This window comes from Xylanibacter rarus, from assembly GCF_001275135.1.
In the GTDB taxonomy this organism is placed as follows: domain Bacteria; phylum Bacteroidota; class Bacteroidia; order Bacteroidales; family Bacteroidaceae; genus Prevotella; species Prevotella rara.
The window spans coordinates 1-21,055 of the sequence record NZ_LFQU01000035.1 but is presented as its reverse complement, the minus strand read 5'-3'; the positions used below and the strand labels follow the sequence as shown (position 1 = coordinate 21,055).

The following is a 21,055-nucleotide window of genomic DNA, read 5'->3' as shown; positions in this document are numbered from 1 at the left end:
AATTTAAGTTTAGGTTCTCAATGTGATTTATTAAATACAAATATAGTATATTTTTGCTATGAATGCAAAATTTTGTATATTAATTGCATGATTTTTCATCTATACTAGAAAATACAAAGTAAATTAAACGATTCTAATATGTTTTATACTTCATCTCATAATTTGCATATCCAATTTTTGTCGTATAAATATGTCATATATAATTTGAATTAGTTTTTCTTCTATTATTAATTATATTTATTTAAATCCAAGAGAATTACAGATTGTTGCTTATTAACAAATGAGCCAGAACTGCCATGTTCTGTTGTACAGTTCTGGCTCTTAATGCTTACTTATTAATAATTTAAATCATTATCTTATTACAAATGGTTTTGCCTTATATATTCTTCCTGCTGATGTTTTGGCTATAGCTACATAGACACCAGGCATAAGGTTGACTTTATATGATGTAATTTGACCATTCACTATTGTTGACGCAACCATAATACCAGCAGTGTTTACTATTTTAACTTCTGCAGTCTCGGCATTTTCAAGCGGTAAACTTATGGTCAGGTTCTTTCCGTCTGGATAAACTATGAATTTACCGTCATTACCATTCATAGCCATTATTCCGCTTGCAGTATGGTCATAAACAGTGTATAGGCAAACTAGTTCCGATGCGTTATCATTATAAATTGCCGTTCCTAACGGTGTCAGTTTTGCCGTCTCAGGATTCACTTCATATAGCTCGCCTTGACTTTTTGCACCGGTATGCACCCAGAATAATCGCCCTGTATTATGGTCAAATGCCATTGATTGAAGATATGCCACGTCTGTTATTCCTGTATTTCCTATTGTAGTCGGTATACCCGTAGCCTTATCTATAGTACATAGGTCACCATCTGAAGATATGGCATACAATATTCCGTCCTTGCTGCAAGCCATTGCATGCAAGTTTATTCCGGTATTGCCTATCAGTTCTGTCTCACCGTTAGTCAGGCTTATTTTTACAAGTTCACTGGTAGTGTTTGTGGCACGCAATCCAAACATCGTCTTCGACGAGTAGTCAAATGCCATATCCTGTATATAGTCTTCTGTTGTAGCTGATGCTACAGGAGCCCAAGTTATTGTGTCAAGAACAACAAATTGTCTTGGCTCAGAATACCATGTTGCCGTGTATGCATATACACGTCCGTCATAATATTCTCCGGCATTTATTAATGCTTCATCCGGTATTACTTCTTTTATGAACGAAGCCTGTTCCGGTATGTTAGAGTGTATTTTCATCATACCGGCATTCCCGTAAGCGTCCCATCTGTACGCACGCAGACCTACATCATCAAAGTTTGGCAAAGAGAATGTCTTGGCATCGTTGTTTACTGCCTCGTCTCCTTCAATTTCAGTATATGCCTTGAATATGTATAGAGCCTTTTCTTTCAGTTCATAAGAACCAAGAGTCAGGTCTGTGGTTTCGCCTTTGTTTAAGTTTACCGTGAATGTTTCCCCAATAGGTTCATTGTCGTTTACGGTGAAATATGCAGATACATTTGTCAGCGGTTTTTCGCCATAGTTTTTGACCCTTACCTTTACTTCAACTTTACCTTGTGGATCTATAGTCTTTATAGGCGATATGAATTCAGCTATGCCGGCATCAATGTTGATGGCCCTTACAATAGTGTCAGTATATGCACTGGCAGACTCCTTGTCTGTGTTATAAACTGCTTTCACGCAATACATATATTTCCCTGCTGTAAGTTCGTCCCAGTCATTATCAGTAAATGTCAGTTCCGTTAGCGGATCCTTGTTAAGTTTTGTCTCTTGTTCTGGTTGCGACGTATCTATTCGGTATATGTTATATGAGCATTTCGGCGCTTCTGTTTCTGTTGTTACTGGCAATTCTGTTCCTGGTATGCCGCAGTATGCAGAAATATTCCATGCATAATATCCGTCATATAAATACTGATTATTGCTCCATTTCAGATTATTCTTTCCGTCAATGCTGCTTCCATAGCCGGCGGTGCCTATTGGGTCAGTAGGACCATTCTTGCAGTTTACTCCTATCAGATAGTTTTCTCCTTCCTTAATCTCTACGCCAGGCGAATCAAACTCGACTGTTACCCATGCTCCTTCTGCCGTGATTTCAGAAGCAGGTATTTCTTTTGAAGCTATTTCCACGTTATTGTCACGCGTTCCTTTCCATATTTTAGCTGTATAGGTACCTTGTTCGGCTTTAATAAATACTTTCATTTTCAGAAAACTTTGTCCTATCATCATTGAGTCTTTTATGTCGTCTGCCGTAAATGCGTGAGCTACATTATAGTCTGTCGCACTATAGTCACCTCCGGTGCTCTCGTTATATTCCGAGTTGCCCCATTTTGTCCACATTATGCGTCCTTTTCTCGAAAGTGGGTCTTTCCAGCTTATTGTTGAATAAGAGCCGTCAGAACTGATTTCGCCAGACACTCCATAGACGCTGATAAGGCTGCGTGTAAGTATAATTTCTTCCATATTCAAGTCTTTATCGCTAGGCAATTCCTGTCTGTATACGTCATAAAGAGGTGTTTCTATGCTGAGCGAATAACTCTCGTTGGCATATATTCCGCCCAATTCGAATGTACCGTCGTCTGCACTCGTTGTGCTTACATCAGAATAACCGTAAGCATTAATTCTTACATTCTTCAGCGGTTTGCCTGTGTCTTCTGCTTTTATGCATCCTTTTACAGCTATTGTAGGTTTGGCTTCTATACTGAAATTCTCGGTCTGCTCACCTTCATTCTGAATTGTTATGTCTTTTTCAAAGTCTAGATACCCTGTTGCTGTTATCGTTACATGCTGCAGTCCGCTTGGCACCACATAGAAACTGTATTCTCCATTGTTGTCAGTTACGGTCGACAGTTTAAGTTCCGGTATCGAAATAATTGCTCCGCCTATAGGCTTGTCGGTATCTTTATCAGTTACAGTTCCATAGAGTCCGGCCGCGTCTTTCGTGTTCATCACAAATCTGGTCATAAGCATAGCGTCATAAAGTCCGCCCGTGCTCTCTGTAAGCATGGAATTGTCTATCGGTTCATACGACATATAGCTGCGTGTGCGTTTAGGCTTATCCGGTGTTTGTTCGATAAAGAATCTGTCAAAATACCCTCCATTGCCTTGACTATAGTCCATCGTCATTACAACTACAAGATTCTTTCCCGTATATTCATATGGTTCAGCCAACTCTACAGGAACATCATTTATACCGTTGACAAATGCTATATTCCCGTTATATACTTCTTTCATATTTTCTGTGCTTATCCAGCCTTCCGATAAATCCTGCTTGTCTGTTTCACCTAACCATATCCGTATAGGCTTTTCCAACTTGCTCGAGCTAAAGCTGTTCTTATATACAATATGGCGTATGGTACCCTTGGCATACATTAAGTCCTCAGGATAGAATACTGCCTGATAAACACCGTAGCGCTGACTGAAATCAAATGGCAGATACGGATTTCCATATTCTGTATTTGCATTCATGCCGGCAGATATGTCTTTCATGTCATCTCCGTAACTTATCACAGCATTAGAAGTTATAGGCTTACTGGTACCTGTATTGTTGGATGCCGTAACGATATATGAGTGCAGAGCTCCAGCCGACACTTTGTCGGTGTATTGTCTTTCTTTTATTCCTTCGGCTATCACTTCAGTTCCATTATCCGTTTTTCGCTCAATAGTATATGTCAGATTGTCCGTGTTTATATATCCTTTATTCACGCCTTTGGTAGGAGCATTCCATGTTATTATGGTTTGTCCTTCCGACACATAGGCATTTAAGTTCTCTACTTCTGCAGGAACGTCTTCCCCTATGTATGCTCTTTTTGATATAGCCTTTGACTGTCCTTCGCCAGTCTTGGCGATTACAGAGTATGTATGCATGCCATTATCCATACTTGTGTCTGTATATGATGATGTTCCGCCTGGAGCAACGTTTTCTGTTATTGCGGTCAGCAGTTTATTGTCGCGGTATATGCCTATAGCCAGTTCTCCCGTAATATCTGTTCCTGTGCCGTCTGTTTGTGGATTTTTCCATGTAAGTGTTGCCGACAAAGCTCCGTTCTCTCCAGGAGTAACAGTAAGATTGCTTATTGCTTTCGGTCCTTTCTGGTTTGTCACTTCCACGTCGTCAATTCCAAGTGCATAACTTCCTGAACCTTTGTGTACAAACGCTATATATATTTTTTTTCCATTATATTCGCTTAATGAGCGTGTTAAAGTCTTTAATGTAGGATAGTCGTCATATCCGTTGTCTACGGTTTCTTCATATAGTATGGTAGTGAAGTCTTTAACATCAGTTCCTGATTCAGAAATCCTCACTTCAATTTTTTCTTTGCTGTCAAGGTCTTGAGCGCAATATTTAAATGAAATCTGGAATGTTTCGTTTGTAACCTCAATTTGAGGTGTTATCAGATAATTGTCCTGTACGCCATATTCTTCTGTAGGACTATTCGGGTCTACAGTATATGATATAGCGGTTTTCTCTCCACTGACAGTAGCATCACTTCGTGTTGCTGTCTGCCAGCAGTGTCCGTCTCCGTCGTTATCAACAATTTTCCATTCTTTAGGCGGAAAACCTTCGCCCTCGAAACCTTCGTTAATCAAATACGATTGTCCGTTGGCGGTAATGCTTGTCCCCAAAAGCACAATTAAAGTGACAAAGGACACGACCTGAAGATGATAATCCTTTCTCATAGTAAATAGCGCAGGGTTCACGGGTTAAATAATACTGCCGGATTTTACATTGGAACCCTTTTAGATGCAAAATCCGGATTCTTAATAAATATATATATGAAAGTTTTCAAATATAGGTATTAATATTCTAGCCTTGCATCTCGTTTGGTTAAAAATAATTAACACAAATACAATATCCGTCAAATCGTAGAGTTTTCAGGTAAAGTAGTATATAAATATGCTTTGACTTGCATGTGCTTTTCTTTAAAAAAATAGCAATTATAAAAATATTTATTCAAAATTAACTATAAACGTGTTACACGTATTTATTATGTTTTGTAATAAAACATGAGTATCAAAATTTTATAAAAACTTAATTGTATTCAATTATTAGTATAATCTTAGATACTGTAGGTAATACATTCATAAAATATTTACAAAAAATAAATTTCTATAGTGGTTATTAAAATTCTTCAAAACTTTAATGATTTTGGGCTAAAAACTCATTGAGTTTCGATACGAAATTCATTGAGTTTTGTATCGTATTTCAATGGTTTCTAAATCATATTAAATTTATATTTACTATTGTTCTATTTTTCATTAAAAAAATAACTATTATAGAGTGATTTGCATAGCAAAAGTACATAGACAAGAAGACATTTCTATTGATGATAAAAACATCTGTAACTATAATTTTAATCTTTTGTTATATGTCGCTGATTAACATATGTTTATCCGTAAATATTAAAGTTTAAATTGCATTATGGCATATATGCCATAATGCTCAATTCAAATTGATTATTAGGCTTAATACGGTTTAAACCAGCAGGCAATTTGGTGTTTTCAAGTTGTATGTTGGTCTAATATTATCACATTTCATTATATGGCTCATTATGTTTAAAAGTGAATGACAATATACTTACGTTGAATCCAAAGACTGATTTGGATTAATAATATAGTTTTATCAATCTATCAGGTATAACATAAACTTTTCTAAAAGGAGATTCCTTTTTAAGAAAAAAGACGGTAATTATGCTTTACATTTTATCTTTATATTTTTCAAAAAAATGGTTGTTTTTGCGAAATAGAAAAAGAATAAAGATGGAATATGTAAACTAGCAGATTTAAGTTAAAAGCTGATGTGTTCGTATAATATTCTGAAACCTATCAGAAGAAGAATCACTCCTCCAATAAATTCTGGCTTAAGGCGCTTTACTATCGACTTGCCACACATTACGCCTAGAATGTTGCCTAATATAGACATAACGAACGAGCATACGCCAATGACGATAAGCGGCAAGGTTAGCTGTTCTATATTTTTATATCCAAGACATGCGAAAGATATGCCTACAGCCAGGGCGTCAATACTGGTTGCAACAGCAAAGAGTAGTTGGCTTGTCAGTTTTGAAGGGTCAAAATGAGCCTCTTCTTCGCTTCCGAACGAGTCTTTTATCATTTTCCCACCAAGAAAAGCCAAAAGACCAAATGCAATCCAATGGTCGACAGACTCAAGGTAATGGCTGAAATAGCTTGTTCCTAACCAACCAATAAAAGGCATCATTGCCTGAAACAGACCGAACAGAATTGCCATGCGCAAAATAATCGAAAGAATGTATTTACGGATAATGACTCCACTGACAATGGAAACTGTAAAGCAATCCATTGCTAAAGCCAAGGCAAGAAATGTGATATCAATAAGACTCATCGTGTCAATTGGTAAGATGTATGATATTTATGTGCCGTAGGATATTGTTTCTTTGATACGGCAAATTGCTAGTGCAAAGGTAATAAAAAATATTTTAACACAAATGGTCATTGAACTTTTAGTGATTGGTGACAAACAATTATTTGGAATCAATAATTTATTGCACTATCATAAATATAAACAAATCATATATATGCTGACAGAACCTTTGTTTTATCGGTTTATTTGGTGTAACATGCGGTAAAAGCATAAATATAGATGATTTTATTTTGACTTGCATCTGATTTGCATTATCTTTGCATAAGCTAAGCTGCATCTCGGCATAACGCTCAAGCAAGACTTGGATGATTCTGCTCTCGATTTGCATTATCTTTGCATAAGCTAAGCTGAGTCTCGGCATAAACGCTAAAAACGGGAATTGGCTATTTTGCTCCTGATTTATAACAACAACAATTATATGCGCACAAATTATAACGACAATAATTATCTGCATTTAACGGTAAAAGAAGACAAACCGCTGCTGGAATTTCTGCTTGACAGCATGGAGAATACAAGCCGCACGAAGATAAAATCTACGTTGCAGGGCAGGGGGGTGAAGGTTAACGGTAAGGTGATAACACAGTTTGACTATCCCTTAAGTTGCGGTATGAAAGTAGCTGTAAGCAGGAGTAAGCAAAACGCTGAAATGTTTAAAAACCGCTACATCAAGATTGTCTATGAAGACCGTTATATAGTTGTTGTAGAAAAGAATGTTGGCATATTGTCGATGGCTGCAGGCCATAGTTCGCTGAACGTCAAGACAGTGCTTGACTCGTATTTTAAGACGAGCAGGCAGAAATGCACTGCACATGTCGTACACAGACTTGACCGTGACACCAGCGGACTAATGATTTATGCTAAAGACATGCAGACAGAACAGATTCTGGAACATGAATGGCATGACATAGTTTATGACCGCAGATATGTTGCTGTGGTAAGCGGTGAAATGGAGGACGACTATGGAACTATGACCAGTTGGTTGAAAGACAACAAGGCTTATATTACATACTCTTCTCCTTATGACAACGGAGGCAAATACGCAGTAACGCATTTTCATACGCTTGACCGGACCACTGATCACAGTCTTGTTGAATTCAGGCTTGAGACAGGCAGAAAGAACCAGATACGTGTGCATTCTGCAGACATGGGACATCCTGTGTGCGGTGACATAAAATATGGTAATGGCGATGATCCAATAGGCCGTCTGTGCCTTCATGCTTATGTCCTGTGTTTTTACCATCCTATAACAAGACGCCGTATGGAGTTTGAAACGCCTATACCGGTAAATTTCAGAAAACTTTTTAAATAGTCTTACTTAAAATTGCAGTATTCCACGAAGAACGGATACACAATTCTAATGTAGTTTGAAAATGGAAAATTTTGGATATTATATTTTTTGTATTATTGCGCTCATTGTAGGCATTTTTATATTCAAGAAAGTTGCGGGTTGTCTTATGAAGACAATCTTCTTTATCATAATACTAGCCGTTCTTGCGGCATGTTATTATATGTTCTTTAAATAGCACGACAGGAGCGCCTATGGATGTTGAAGCAGTGAAACGACTGATAGAGCGGCGTCCGAATCTGTCGACCGCCTTAGGTATGGATTTTGTCTCTACGCCAGAGAACGATATATGCAAGGCAACGATGACGGTTGACGAACGTAATCGCCAACCCTTCGGCTTCCTTAGTGGCGGTGCCTCACTAGCATTGGCTGAAAATGTTGCCGGAGTTGGGTCGTTGGCTTTGTGCCCCGACAAAATATGTGTGGGCATAAGTGTCAGCGGTAATCATGTCAAGGCGGTGGCAGAAGGTGATACTGTTACGGCTACGGCACGACTTGTCAGCAAAGGACATAAACTGCATGTATGGGATGTTGATATAACCGATTCGTCAGGCGGGCTCATCTCTACCGTACATGTTACCAACTATATCATTACTCCAAAAAATCATACTGATGAATAATAGCTTTGTCATGTACAGGTTGCCGCATGAGACAACCTACACCATTATGCGACAGTGTGACGGCGAAGCTGAAATATTGCCGTCATATGCAGATTTAAACGGAAGGACGGGTTTTGTCTTTTCACCGTTTATGATGTCTGAAAAGCATCCGTTGCTGCTGATAAGACCCGACGAGACTGAAACTTGCAAGATTGATGATTGTAGTAAGCATAAGTCGCTGGCTTTTAGCAATCGTGACATTGACAAAGAGCATAGGCAGTATAAAACTGATTTCAACAAATTTCATTCCCAAATATGTAAAGGAACATTTCGGAAGATTGTATTGGCGAGAAATAGTGTGGAAAATGCTTGTGAAGATATTACCCCGGAATTGATATTCAAACGAGCTTGCCGTATATATCCAAATGAATTTATAGCGCTTGTATCTACACCTTACAGCGGAACATGGCTCATGGCAACGCCAGAGACATTGGTTGAAGGACATGAAGAAGAATGGCATACAGTGGCCTTAGCCGGAACAAAACGTATTGGTATTGTAGACGAGTCGGAAGTACAGAAAATGCAAAACCGGAATATATACGATGTGTGGGACGAAAAAAACATACACGAACAGCAATATGTTGCCGATTATATACGAGAGCGCCTGCGGTGTTTTACCCCAAAGGTTGATGAAGCAAAACCACAGACACTTGTGGCCGGTCAGCTGATACATATTGTCACACATTTCAGATTTAACTTGAATGCCAATGCAGGTATAGGAAATCTTATAAAGACACTTCATCCAACGCCTGCAGTATGCGGACTGCCCAAAGAAGAAGCCTACAAGTTTATATTAGATAATGAAAGCGGTGACAGAGGATATTATAGCGGCTTTTCAGGACCGCTGAACTACGAAGGCTCCACACATCTCTTTGTGACATTACGATGCATGCAGATAGAAGGCAGATGCTGCAAACTATATGCCGGTGGTGGATTGTTAAGTGAAAGTGAAGTAGAAACAGAATGGCTTGAAACAGAAGCCAAAATGGATACAATGAGACGATGTTTAGCGATAAGAAGAATATAAATATACTAACCTCATTGCTTGTTGCACACGGGGTGAAACGAGTGGTAGTGTGTCCTGGGTCAAGAAATGCGCCCATAGTGCACAATTTTAACGAATGTGCCGACATAATATGTTACCCTGTAACAGACGAGCGCAGTGCAGGCTTTTATGCTTTAGGTATGGCTTTGGCTGATAATAGTCCTGTGGCTGTGTGTGTTACTTCAGGCACTGCATTGCTTAATGTCGTTCCGGCAGTGGCAGAAGCATCCTATCGGCATAGGGGAATAATTGTTATATCAGCAGACCGTCCGTTGGAGTGGATTGATCAGCTTGACGGACAGACGCTGCCTCAGAGCGGTGCGTTCGGTAAATATGTGAGCAAATGCGTATCGCTGTCAGAGCCAAATAATGAACAAGAGCACTGGTATTGCAACAGAGTAGTGAATGAGGCTCTTATTGCTGTGAAGACACACGAAAGAAAGTCTGTGCATATTAACGTACATATCAACGAGCCATTGTTTAACTTCACTCAACAGGAACTGCCGCTTGAGCGTAAAATAAGCTATATGCCATCTGTAATGAATTTAGACGCTTTAAGAACGATTGCAGAACGGATTCAGGCAGCACATAAGCCTATGATTATAGTAGGACAGACAAGAACCAGAAACAGTGAAGTTACTGATGCCATAAAGACTATAGGACGTAAAGTTGTAACGATATCAGAGACACTGGCATCTGACGTTATTACACATTTTGACTTGATGCTGTCACGTATAGGAAAAGACGAGCGCTATATGCCTGACTTTATTCTTTTTCTAGGCGACAATATGGTGAGCAAACGTCTGAAAAAGTTTCTACGTCTGTCGCATCCAGCTGAAAGCTGGGCTATAAGTGAAGATCGTGAGATACACGACACTTTTATGCATCTTACGGGGATTATTGAGGCCGACTATAAAGAGGCACTGACGGCATTGGCCAAAATGATAAACGAAACAGAGGGTATGCAAGACGGCGTGTCTGACCTTGACAACGCTGAGTTTAGACATATATGGCATGAACAGATCAAGATTATAGACGAAAAAATTGCCGCTTATGATCCGCAATACTCTCAGATGTCTGCTGTAAAAATATTTGAAGAGTCACTGGCAGACATGGACTATGAATATCACGTGCATTATGCCAACAGTTCGGCCGTCCGCTTGGCTGACATATATTCAGATCATTATGTATGGTGTAACCGCGGTGTAAACGGTATAGAAGGTAGCTTGTCAACAGCAGCAGGATTTTCTGTTGCATGCCGCGATATGGTTTTCTGTGTGATAGGTGATCTCAGTTTCTTTTATGACCAAAATGCCTTATGGAACACAAATCTTAGAGGCAACTTCCGTATGTTGCTGCTGAACAATGGCGGTGGTGGAATATTCTACAACTTGAAAGGACTGAAAGAGAGTAATGCGTGCGAAAAACTTGTTGCGGCATGCCATATGACAACTGCTCAAGGTATATGCACACAAAATGATATAGGATATATGTCTGCACGTAATGCAGAAGAGTTGCGCATTGGCATTGCCATGCTGCTCGCCTCGGATGCAAAACGCCCGATGTTGCTTGAGGTGTTTACGGACATATCTGATGATAGTAATGCATTAAGTGAATTAGTAAAAAATATAAAATAAATATGGCACAGAGAAATTGGGAACCAATAAAGGGATTCGACTTTAAGGAAATATTGTTTGAACAATACAATGGTATTGCAAAGATTACCATTAACCGTCCGCGTTATCGAAATGCGTTTACTCCTAGGACAACATTTGAAATGAGTCAGGCTTTTGCCTACTGTCGCGAAGCTCAGGATATATGCGTTGTTATATTAACAGGTGCGGGCGACAAGGCTTTCTGCTCTGGAGGAGACATGCATGTTAAGGGGCGAGGCGGATATGTAGGAGAAGACGGTGTGCCGCGCCTAAATGTACTTGACGTTCAAAAACAAATTCGTTCTCTGCCTAAGCCTGTTATTGCCATGGTTAACGGTTATGCCATTGGGGGCGGTCATGTGCTCCATGTGGTGTGTGACTTGACTATTGCTAGTGAGAACGCAATATTCGGACAGACAGGGCCTAAGGTTGGTTCGTTCGATGCCGGATTTGGAGCTTCATATCTTGCACGCATAGTAGGACAGAAGAAGGCAAGAGAGATATGGTTCCTGTGCCGCCAATATACAGCAGAAGAAGCTGAGCGTATGGGACTTGTTAATTGTGTAGTTCCTTTTGACAAGTTGGAGGATACATGTGTAGAATGGGCTGAGACTATGATGGAACGCAGCCCGTTGGCCTTGCGCATGATTAAAGCCGGACTAAACGCAGAACTTGACGGACAGGCGGGAATACAGGAATTGGCAGGAGACGCTACAATGCTCTACTATTTTTTGGATGAGGCACAGGAAGGCGGAAAAGCTTTTCTTGAAAAGCGTAAGCCTGACTTCAAGAAATATCCTAAACTGCCATAAACAGATAGTCGTAATATAAATACTTATGGTTGTTTAATTCCGGTTGCAGTATGCATCTATATGTGCATACTGCAACCGGAATTAAACAACCATAAGTAATTATACCAAATCTGTTTTATAAATAAAAAACATATGGCTGACAGGACAAAAGATAATGATGACTATAAGTTAATACCGAAAATTAAAGTTACGTATGAGATACGAGATAAAGATTATACCACGTACATTTCATTTTAAGCAACCAGCCGGCACTTCACGTGGAGTGTATATGACAAGGCTATCGTGGCTGCTGGAACTTACATCACCGGATATGTCGGGACATAAAGGTATTGGCGAGTGTGCACCACTGCCAGACTTAAGCTGTGACTATGGTCCTGATTATGAAGAGACATTGCGCAAGATGTGTGACAAGTTCATGAACGAGGGGCAAATAGATTATAAAGAAATGCGTGATTATCCGTCAATGCTGTTTGGTCTTGAAACTGCGCTGAAACATTTTGAATGTGGCAGTATCAACTTCTATGATACTCCGTTTAGCCGTGGTGAAGCCGGAATACCAATAAACGGTCTTGTGTGGATGGGAACTTTCGAAGAAATGATGCAGCGTATAGACGAAAAAATAAAGCAAGGTTTCAGATGTATCAAGCTGAAAATAGGAGCTATAAACTTTGACAAGGAGCTTGATATGGTTAAACATATACGTGAACGATTCTCGCATAATGAACTGGAAATCAGGCTTGATGCAAATGGTGGTTTTAAATTTGATGATGCTCTGTACAAACTGGAACTACTTTCACAATATTCGATACACTCGATAGAACAGCCCATACGGCAACATCAATGGGGCAACATGGCTCAGCTATGCCGTGAGTCACCAATGCCTATTGCACTAGATGAGGAACTTATTGGCGTAAATGATCCGGACATGAAAGAATATATGCTCAATGTGATAAAACCGGCATACATTATTCTGAAACCTTCATTACATGGAGGAATAAACGGTGTGAAGGAATGGATAGATATTGCTACGGACAAAGGCATAAAGACATGGATTACTAGTGCTCTTGAAAGCAATATAGGGCTGAACTCTATTGCACAACTTACAGCTCAAGAGTATGGACCAGATATATCCATTCCGCAAGGACTGGGCACGGGTATGCTCTTTACAGACAACATAGACATGCCTTTGGAAATAAGAGACAATAAACTTTGGCGTAAATTGGCAGAAGACAGAGAATGACACTTGATGATTTTTATACCGAATGGAACAATGATTCTGATATGATGCTTGTGCACACAAGCGGATCAACAGGCAAACCGAAACCTATGATGGTTGAGAAATGCAAGATGGAAGCTAGCGCAACCATAACTTGTGACTTTCTGAACCTAAAGGAGGGTGACACAGCATTATTGTGCATGCCTCTCGATTATATTGCCGGTAAGATGGTGGTAGTACGCTCTATCGTGCGTAAGCTCAAACTTATTAACGTGAAACCGTCAGGACATCCATTGTCTGGAATGACCGAAGCTCCAGTATTTGCTGCAATGATACCTATGCAGGTGTTTAATAGTCTGCAGGTGCCAGAAGAAAAAGAAATACTTATGCGGATAAAGCACCTGATAATAGGCGGAGGAGCGATAGACGATAAAATGGAGAGAGAGCTCAGGGATTTTCCAAATGCGGTATGGAGCACATATGGCATGACTGAAACTTTGTCACATATAGCCTTAAGACGCCTTAATGGCAATGAGGCTAGCTGTTGGTATACGCCTTTTGAAAGTGTTGATGTGAGTGTAAATGAGGATGGATGCCTTGTAATTGACGCCCCAAAAGTATCAGATTCGAGGATTATAACGAATGACATAGCTGAAATTGGGAAAGATGGCAGGCATTTTCGCATATTGGGACGTAAAGATAACGTCATAGACAGCGGGGGCATAAAAATACAGATAGAAGAAGTGGAAGCCTTGTTAAAGAAATATTTGACCGTACCATATGTTATAACAAAAAAGAGTGACCATAAATTTGGTGAGGTTGTCGCAATACTCGTTGAAAGCGACGATATTGAGAAAATAAAGAAACTATGCGAAGACAATATGCCAAAATATTGGCAGCCAAAGATATATATAAGTGTGAAAGAAATACCTCGCACACAGACAGGAAAAACGGCTCGCAGATTGGCTGCAGAAATCGCAGAGAACAATACAACCGGATAATTAGAACCGTAAAATTTGTCTGACTATTTTGTTTATTAATTATTTGCATGTAATTCAGTAAAGGAACGAACACGTCTTATGAACTCAAAGTTAAAAGGAACATTATGCAGCATCGGTGCTGCCGTTAGTTATGGATTAAATCCGTTAGGCGCATTGCCTCTCTATTCGCAGGGCATAAATACAAATACGGTATTGTTCTTCAGATATGGACTTGCCGTGGTGTTATTGGCTCTTTTTATGCTTTTCAAGCGCCAGTCATTTGCGATAACAAAGAAAGAAACATCAATATTAGTGGCATTAGGCATATTGTTTGCGATGTCATCATTGACACTATTCTTGAGCTTCCATTACATGGGAGCAGGAATAGCATGTACGCTGCTATTTGTCTATCCAGTGATGGTGGCTGTGATGATGACCGTATTCTTCAAAGAAAAATTAACCATAATAACTATATTATCGATAATTCTTGCTCTTAGCGGCATTGCTCTGTTATATAAGGGAAATGACGGGGATGTGTTGAATATCACGGGTGTGATACTTGTTATGATTTCGTCTTTAACTTATGCTATATATATAATTGTTGTAAACAAATCTCCATTACGAATATCTTCTGTCAAACTCACATTTTATGTGTTATTATTTGGTGTAATATCTCTCATCATTTATTCGTTGGCAGGTGACCAAAACAATTATATTCAAATGCTTACGACTCCAGAGATGTGGTTCTATGCGTTGATTTTGGCATTATTCCCAACGGTAATTTCGTTATTGTTGATGGTTGTTGCTGTTCACGAAATAGGCTCAACACCTACAGCTATAATGGGGGCATTAGAGCCATTGACTGCCGTTGTGATTGGAGTGGTGATGTTTGGCGAACAGCTGACATTAAGAATGGCTACCGGAGTGCTGATGATATTGGTGGCTGTACTTTTTATTATAGCAGGGAAATCATTGACTGTAAACAAAATAACTACAGTTATCGGACGTCTTGGCCATGTTGTCGTAAAACATTGGAGATGGAGATTGTAAAAAAATGAGGTGACTTAAGGAAACAATTGGGTGGAACGCAGTATAATTCATATCGACATGGATGCCTTTTTTGCTTCTATTGAGCAGAGAGACAATCCTGAATTGCGGGGAAAGCCTATAGTAGTAGGCTTTGATGGTCCACGTGGAGTTGTGTCTACAGCAAGTTATGAAGCCAGAAAATATGGAATACATTCAGCAATGTCTATATTTAAGGCAAAAAAGCTGTGTCCACAATTAATCGTTGTTGCAAGTGACCATGACAGATATAAGTCTGTCTCAATGCAGGTTTATGAAATATTCTGCGATTTCACCGATAAGATAGAGCCTCTGTCAATAGACGAGGCCTTTCTTGATGTCACTGATAATATCAATAATATGCCGGCTGAAGAGATTGCACTAAAGATAAAGGAACGGATAAAAAACGAACTGTATCTGACTGCGTCTGCCGGCATCTCATACAATAAGTTTTTGGCAAAAATAGCGTCTGACTATAACAAGCCTGACGGAATATTTACTGTTAAAGCAGAAAAGGCACTAATGTTTCTGGAAACTCTGCCAATAGAGAAGTTTTGGGGTGTTGGTCCGAAGACAGCTGTCATTATGCATAAAATGGGCATTTTTAACGGAAAACAGCTGCGTCAATGCACCCTTAATCATCTAACTGAAGTGTTTGGAAAGTCAGGAAAAATGTATTATAATTTTGCACGTGGCATTGATGAAAGAATCGTGGAACCGGTGAGAATAAGAAAATCCGTGGGATGTGAACAAACTTTTCTGACTGACCTTAACCGAAAATCGGCCATTTATATTGAGCTATACCATATAGTTCTAGAATTGACAGAAAGATTGGATAAAAGCAAATTCAGTGGCTATACTCTAACGCTAAAAATAAAGTTCAGCGATTTTATACAGATAACAAGAAGTATAACGTCATTCAAACCTCTTATTGATAAGGATATCATACTTCCTTTAGCAAAAAAACTTATTGAGCAGGTGGATTATTCTACTAAACCGATAAGACTAATAGGGCTATCAGTCTCTAATCCGCATAACGAAAAAACACGTCAAGAATGGGTTGAAGGAGAACTTAAGTTCAAAGAATGGGATGATTTTGCTGCACAATAGCTTGCATTTATAGAATTTGTTTTGTAAATTTGCAACCTAATCAAGGTAATATAACCGTATATTTATGAAACAAACTAAGATTGTAGCTTCTATAAGCGATCGCAGATGCGACGTTGATTTTATTCGCCAACTTTTTGATGCAGGAATGAATGTGGTACGAATGAATACCGCACACGCCACACCTGAGGGAATAAAACAGATAATACGGAATACACGTGCGGTTAGTAAGCATATTGGCATTCTGATTGATACCAAAGGCCCTGAAGTAAGAACAACGGGAAATGATGCTCCTATTGAATATAAGACAGGAGACGTCGTAAAAATTTTTGGACGTCCAGAAATGAAAACGGAGCACGATATATTAAATCTGTCATACGAAAACTTTGCCAATGATGTGCATGTTGGAGACGACATCCTGTTTGATGACGGCGCGATAGACATGAAGGTAATCGGCATAAATGGTCCTGCTGTCGTAGCACAAGTACAAAATGACGGATTGTTAGGATCTAATAAAAGTGTTAACGTGCCAGGTGTTCATATTGACCTGCCTGCACTTACAGAGAAAGATAAACGCAACATACTACTGGCAATAGAGGAAGATATCGACTTTATAGCTCACTCTTTCGTAAGAAGCAAGGAAGATGTGCTTGCAGTTCAGAGGATTCTTGATGAACACAATAGTGATATCAAGATTGTCTCTAAGATCGAGAATCAGGAAGGTGTTGATAATATTGATGAAATCATAGAAGCGTCTTACGGAATCATGATAGCGCGAGGTGACCTAGGTATTGAAGTCCCTATTGAAAAGATTCCTGGAATACAGCGAATGATAATTCACAAATGTATGAGAGCTAAAAAGCCTGTTATTGTTGCGACACAAATGCTTCATACTATGATTAATAATCCGCGCCCGACACGTGCGGAAGTAACAGATATTGCAAATGCTATTTATTATAGAACAGACGCATTGATGCTGAGCGGCGAAACTGCTTCAGGAAAGTATCCTGTTGAAGCTGTTAAAACTATGGCTTCAATAGCAGAACAAGCTGAACAGGATAAGATGTATGACCACGATTACGACTTTCCGCTCAGTGAAAATTGTGATGTAACAGAATTTTTGGCACGTAATGCAATTGAAGCGACCGAAAGATTGGGTGTGAAGGGTATAATTACAGACAGTAAGACAGGTCTTACTGCACGTAACCTTGCTGCATTCAGAGGTCCCAACCCTGTACTTGCAATATGCTATAAGGAAAAGACACAGCGATGGTTGGCACTGAGCTATGGCGTTATTCCTGTTGCTCAACATGAGCAGATTGGCGCACAGGAGCAATTCCTTGCAGCTCTGCGTATGTTACGCCAGAAAGGCTACTTACGTATGGAAGACAAGATAGCTTATCTGAGTGGCAGTTTTGGAAGGGGAGGAGGAACCACATTCTTGGAAATAAATAAAGTACAGGAAGTATTCGACCGCTCATATGAGTTTCATCTGCCAAATAAGACCAGATAATAAGATTGCTCGTCTTGAACATCTGCAGATGATAAATATTGAACATAATTTATATAAGCGCGTGGAGACAACAAAAGATTGTCTCCACGCGTGCTATATATGGCAAATAGAAAAACATATCCAAGCGTTTTTAAATGCATCTATTCATTACTTGTATATACTTTATTAGTCTTATTTGTTTTCTAATCTTCCATACGTCTTGACGTAGCTGAAAAGCAATCAACAATACAGCATAATTCTATTGAAGGTTTAGAATAAAGAAAAGGATACACCAATTCTGATGTATCCTTCATGTAGATTTCAGGAACCAAGATTCCATTTACACTTTAAAATATCTTCTCACTAATGCATTTTGAAAGCGATGACATTCTTTAATGTGTTATCAAGATAGAATGTATAAGGCACGGTATCTTTGCCATTGCATATTCTGGCCTTTGTAAATATATATGGCTTATTACCATTTCCGTATTCTATGTTCTTCTTGAAAAGCCTGTTTTTTTTCGCACTATTTTTCATTACAATTATCATACTGTCAGTAAGATTCTTCGTTGAATCAATTTTATTGAAGCTTATCGAATAGTCGGCAGCCGTCATGTTTTGATCAAGAAAATCTTTAACAGCACTCTCTGCTTTATGCTGCTTTCCACAACTTACAGCAACAAGAGTAATAGAACAGATGATAATAATCTTAATATAACGTTTCATCCTGCAGAAGCGTTATTTCTCGGAAACGTTCTTCATTATCTCCAAAAGATGATCCCAAACCATTTGAACTGTAGGTATAAGCAAGCGCTCTTCTGGAGAATGTACTCCTCTAAGAGTCGGACCCATTGATACCATGTCAAGATGCGGATATTTTTCTGAGAACAGACCACACTCCAAACCGGCATGGATTCCGATTACCAACGGTTCTTTGTTAAAGAGCTTCTTGTATGTGTCTACAACAATTTGGGTGAGCTTACTGTCTTGCTTCATCTGCCATGCCGGATATTTGTCCCCTTGGGTAACTTCAGCACCAGCCAACTCAAACAAAGCTTTTATTGTGTTGCCCATATTGTTAAGATTGCTCATTACGTTAGAACGCTGTGATGCGACAATCTTTATATCGCTTTCTGTAGTATTTACACTAGCAACATTGCTTGAAGTTTCGACCATCCATGCAAGTGCTTCATCCTGACACATGGCCATAACACCATTGTCTACAGCCTGAAGAGCCTGTATGAATTTTGTATTTACTGGCTCTTTTATTACAAGCCCTTTATCTGTGCTTTCAAGACTAAATTTAATCTCCTTTTCTGTAACATGAAATTCAGCCTCGACTTCAGCAGTAAATACATTTAGGTCAACACTGACGTTTTCTTTGTATTGAGCAGGTACAGCAAAAATAACAACACCATCACGAGGAATAGCATTGTGCATACGTCCTGAATTGAAACTAACAAGTTTTACACCATATTTTTCGTTTATAATATAAATAAACCTTGTCAGTAACTTAATACCATTTGCGAATTTTTTATTAATATCGTCACCGCTATGTCCGCCATGCAAACCCTGAAGTGAAAGTTTCAAGAAGAAATAATTTTCAGGAGCCTCTTCTCTTTCTATATTGAATGTGGCAACTGTAGTCATACCTCCGGCACAGCTAATGAAGAACTGACCTTCATCCTCACTGTCAAGGTTGATGAGCATATCACCTGTCATAAATCCTTCTTTCATGCCACTGGCGCCTGTGAGGCCTGTTTCCTCATCTCTTGTAAATACACATTCAATAGGACCATGTTCCAAAGAGTCGTCATCAAGCACGGCAAGTTGCATAGCACAGCCAATACCATCGTCTGCACCTAACGTCGTACCTTTAGCCTTCAGCCATTCGCCATCAACATAAGTTTCAATAGGATCTTCCTCAAAGTTGATTTCTTTATCAACAAGTTTCTCGCAAACCATGTCCATGTGGCTCTGAAGGATAAGAGTCTTTTTATTCTCGTATCCCTTTGAAGCCTTCTTTCTTATTACAACATTTCCGGTTTCGTCTACAATGGTTTCAAGGTTTCTTGACTCACCAAAATTCTTTAGGTATTCAATCATTTTTTCCTCGTGCTTTGAAGGACGTGGAATCTTGTTGATCTGTGCAAAGTGCTCAAAGACACTTGCCGGCTTTAGTTCAATTTTCTCCATTATTATTGCTACATTTATGTTATTTTATTAAAAATAAATATTTCTGTTTACAATAAGCAATATAAGAACCGCAAAAACAAACGGGTTTGTTTTGTTTTGTCTCCGAATTGCATTATCTTTGCATGCAAAAATAAGAAAAATGGCAGAAACTTTCCTTCTTGGCATGTTAATAATTGCTATATCTTTAATATTGCTTTGTATAAAGCTTATATTATTAAAGAACGGGAAGTTTTCGTCTCCACACGTGGGTGATAATCCCGGTTTGCGCAAGAACAAAATACACTGCGTAATGGATGAAGATAAAGAAGCCCGGAGACATGTCGAAAGATTGGACAAGAATAAATCAGTGTAATAATTTAAAACAATAATGGGTATGAAAAAATTAATCCGTTCAGCAGCTGTTGTTGCATTAATGTCACTCGTTGTGGCTTCATGTAACAAACAAGCACCAAAGGTAGAAGAAAAGTCGGCTTCTACCAACACCGCAAATGCAGGTATGAAGATTGCATATATTGAGGTGGATTCAATTATGTCTCAATATAAATTCTGCAAAGAATATTCTTTGATTCTTGAAAAGAAGAGCCAGAATATTCAAAATACAGTAAATGCCAAAGGACGTTCTCTTCAGGCAGCAGCCGCAAAATTCCAGCAGGATATACAGAACAATAAATATACCCAGCAGCAGGCAGAAGCTGTTCAAGCCGGTTTGCAGAAGCAGAATGCGGACTTACAGGCTTTACAGCAAAGATTAGGTGCTGAGTTCCAGGCTGAAACAGAAAAATTTAATAAAGCTTTGCGCGATAGTATCCAGCACTATTTAGCTGTATATAACAAAGATAAGAAATTCTCTCTCATCTTGAGTAAGGCTGGTGACAACATTCTGTATGCCGACAAAACTTATGATATAACAAACGAAGTTATTGCAGGTTTAAATAAAGCATACAAACCAGTAGCTAAAAAGAAATAATAGAATATTTTGTGAAATAGAAAAGACACGTTGAAAATTCCAAGATCATTTTCAACGTGTCTTTTTGTTGCTGAGGCATTCGCCTATTT

General features: G+C 39.0%; 15 protein-coding genes. 11 read left to right on the top strand and 4 right to left on the bottom strand.

Going from position 1 to position 21,055, the window contains the following annotated elements; all coding sequences use genetic code 11:
* Nucleotides 1–351: 351 nt before the first annotated feature.
* Both ACU52_RS12875 and ACU52_RS12870 read right to left on the bottom strand, forming a co-directional pair.
* Nucleotides 352–4,704 carry a choice-of-anchor J domain-containing protein gene (locus ACU52_RS12875; RefSeq protein ID WP_082335291.1) on the bottom strand — a complete coding sequence of 1,451 codons (4,353 nt, stop codon included), beginning with the start codon at nucleotides 4,702–4,704 and terminating at the stop codon, nucleotides 352–354.
* A gap of 1,108 nt (nucleotides 4,705–5,812) precedes the next feature.
* Nucleotides 5,813–6,388 (bottom strand): manganese efflux pump MntP, encoded by a 576-nt coding sequence (locus ACU52_RS12870; RefSeq protein WP_021854414.1) that lies wholly within the window; start codon nucleotides 6,386–6,388, stop codon nucleotides 5,813–5,815.
* Nucleotides 6,389–6,845: 457 nt separating this feature from the next.
* Here ACU52_RS12870 and ACU52_RS12860 point away from each other — a divergent pair, with 457 nt between their 5' ends.
* The 10 genes from ACU52_RS12860 (at nucleotide 6,846) to pyk (ending at nucleotide 17,824) form a co-directional block, all read left to right on the top strand.
* On the top strand, nucleotides 6,846–7,736 hold the full coding sequence (locus tag ACU52_RS12860) for an RluA family pseudouridine synthase (RefSeq protein WP_053399082.1): 891 nt from the start codon (nucleotides 6,846–6,848) through the stop codon (nucleotides 7,734–7,736).
* 230 nt (nucleotides 7,737–7,966) lie between these two features.
* On the top strand, nucleotides 7,967–8,392 hold the full coding sequence (locus ACU52_RS12850) for a PaaI family thioesterase (protein WP_053399077.1): 426 nt from the start codon (nucleotides 7,967–7,969) through the stop codon (nucleotides 8,390–8,392).
* Complete coding sequence (locus tag ACU52_RS12845; RefSeq protein ID WP_053399076.1) at nucleotides 8,385–9,458, top strand: isochorismate synthase; 1,074 nt, start codon at nucleotides 8,385–8,387, stop codon at nucleotides 9,456–9,458. Before ACU52_RS12850 ends, ACU52_RS12845 begins: the two co-directional genes overlap by 8 nt.
* Nucleotides 9,434–11,113, top strand: a complete 1,680-nt coding sequence (menD, locus tag ACU52_RS12840; RefSeq protein ID WP_053399075.1) for a 2-succinyl-5-enolpyruvyl-6-hydroxy-3-cyclohexene-1-carboxylic-acid synthase — start codon at nucleotides 9,434–9,436, stop codon at nucleotides 11,111–11,113. Before ACU52_RS12845 ends, menD begins: the two co-directional genes overlap by 25 nt.
* Before the next feature lie 2 nt (nucleotides 11,114–11,115).
* On the top strand, nucleotides 11,116–11,943 hold the full coding sequence (menB, locus tag ACU52_RS12835; RefSeq protein ID WP_053399074.1) for a 1,4-dihydroxy-2-naphthoyl-CoA synthase: 828 nt from the start codon (nucleotides 11,116–11,118) through the stop codon (nucleotides 11,941–11,943).
* A 193-nt stretch (nucleotides 11,944–12,136) separates the two neighbouring features.
* Complete coding sequence (gene menC, locus ACU52_RS12830; RefSeq protein WP_053399073.1) at nucleotides 12,137–13,183, top strand: o-succinylbenzoate synthase; 1,047 nt, start codon at nucleotides 12,137–12,139, stop codon at nucleotides 13,181–13,183.
* Nucleotides 13,180–14,160 (top strand): AMP-binding protein, encoded by a 981-nt coding sequence (locus ACU52_RS12825; RefSeq protein ID WP_053399072.1) that lies wholly within the window; start codon nucleotides 13,180–13,182, stop codon nucleotides 14,158–14,160. Before menC ends, ACU52_RS12825 begins: the two co-directional genes overlap by 4 nt.
* A gap of 78 nt (nucleotides 14,161–14,238) precedes the next feature.
* A complete protein-coding gene (locus tag ACU52_RS12820; RefSeq protein ID WP_053399071.1) occupies nucleotides 14,239–15,189 on the top strand; it encodes a DMT family transporter in 951 nt (316 codons plus the stop codon).
* 30 nt (nucleotides 15,190–15,219) lie between these two features.
* On the top strand, nucleotides 15,220–16,314 hold the full coding sequence (gene dinB, locus ACU52_RS12815; RefSeq protein WP_262503073.1) for a DNA polymerase IV: 1,095 nt from the start codon (nucleotides 15,220–15,222) through the stop codon (nucleotides 16,312–16,314).
* A gap of 64 nt (nucleotides 16,315–16,378) precedes the next feature.
* Nucleotides 16,379–17,824 carry a pyruvate kinase gene (gene pyk / locus ACU52_RS12810; RefSeq protein WP_053399069.1) on the top strand — a complete coding sequence of 482 codons (1,446 nt, stop codon included), beginning with the start codon at nucleotides 16,379–16,381 and terminating at the stop codon, nucleotides 17,822–17,824.
* A gap of 342 nt (nucleotides 17,825–18,166) precedes the next feature.
* Here pyk and ACU52_RS15500 read toward each other — a convergent pair whose 3' ends face one another.
* Nucleotides 18,167–18,529 carry a hypothetical protein gene (locus ACU52_RS15500; RefSeq protein ID WP_053399068.1) on the bottom strand — a complete coding sequence of 121 codons (363 nt, stop codon included), beginning with the start codon at nucleotides 18,527–18,529 and terminating at the stop codon, nucleotides 18,167–18,169.
* 12 nt (nucleotides 18,530–18,541) lie between these two features.
* On the bottom strand, nucleotides 18,542–19,999 hold the full coding sequence (locus ACU52_RS12800; protein ID WP_053399067.1) for an aminoacyl-histidine dipeptidase: 1,458 nt from the start codon (nucleotides 19,997–19,999) through the stop codon (nucleotides 18,542–18,544).
* 373 nt (nucleotides 20,000–20,372) lie between these two features.
* Between ACU52_RS12800 and ACU52_RS12790 the strand changes: the two genes are divergently transcribed.
* The gene (locus ACU52_RS12790; RefSeq protein WP_021854431.1) at nucleotides 20,373–20,966 is read left to right on the top strand and encodes an OmpH/Skp family outer membrane protein; all 594 of its coding nucleotides are present in this window, start codon (nucleotides 20,373–20,375) and stop codon (nucleotides 20,964–20,966) included.
* The last annotated feature ends 89 nt before the right edge of the window (nucleotides 20,967–21,055 follow it).

Excerpts from the sequence above, each read along its gene's own strand:
- menD (WP_053399075.1), top strand. The coding sequence starts at position 9,434 with ATGTTTAGCGATAAGAAGAATATAAATATACTAACCTCATTGCTTGTT.
- ACU52_RS15500 (WP_053399068.1), bottom strand. The coding sequence starts at position 18,529 with ATGAAACGTTATATTAAGATTATTATCATCTGTTCTATTACTCTTGTT.
- ACU52_RS12870 (WP_021854414.1), bottom strand. The coding sequence starts at position 6,388 with ATGAGTCTTATTGATATCACATTTCTTGCCTTGGCTTTAGCAATGGAT.
- menB (WP_053399074.1), top strand. The coding sequence starts at position 11,116 with ATGGCACAGAGAAATTGGGAACCAATAAAGGGATTCGACTTTAAGGAA.
- ACU52_RS12820 (WP_053399071.1), top strand. The coding sequence starts at position 14,239 with ATGAACTCAAAGTTAAAAGGAACATTATGCAGCATCGGTGCTGCCGTT.
- pyk (WP_053399069.1), top strand. The coding sequence starts at position 16,379 with ATGAAACAAACTAAGATTGTAGCTTCTATAAGCGATCGCAGATGCGAC.
- ACU52_RS12875 (WP_082335291.1), bottom strand. The coding sequence starts at position 4,704 with ATGAGAAAGGATTATCATCTTCAGGTCGTGTCCTTTGTCACTTTAATT.
- menC (WP_053399073.1), top strand. The coding sequence starts at position 12,137 with ATGAGATACGAGATAAAGATTATACCACGTACATTTCATTTTAAGCAA.
- ACU52_RS12800 (WP_053399067.1), bottom strand. The coding sequence starts at position 19,999 with ATGGAGAAAATTGAACTAAAGCCGGCAAGTGTCTTTGAGCACTTTGCA.
- ACU52_RS12790 (WP_021854431.1), top strand. The coding sequence starts at position 20,373 with ATGAAAAAATTAATCCGTTCAGCAGCTGTTGTTGCATTAATGTCACTC.
- ACU52_RS12845 (WP_053399076.1), top strand. The coding sequence starts at position 8,385 with ATGAATAATAGCTTTGTCATGTACAGGTTGCCGCATGAGACAACCTAC.
- ACU52_RS12850 (WP_053399077.1), top strand. The coding sequence starts at position 7,967 with ATGGATGTTGAAGCAGTGAAACGACTGATAGAGCGGCGTCCGAATCTG.
- ACU52_RS12825 (WP_053399072.1), top strand. The coding sequence starts at position 13,180 with ATGACACTTGATGATTTTTATACCGAATGGAACAATGATTCTGATATG.
- ACU52_RS12860 (WP_053399082.1), top strand. The coding sequence starts at position 6,846 with ATGCGCACAAATTATAACGACAATAATTATCTGCATTTAACGGTAAAA.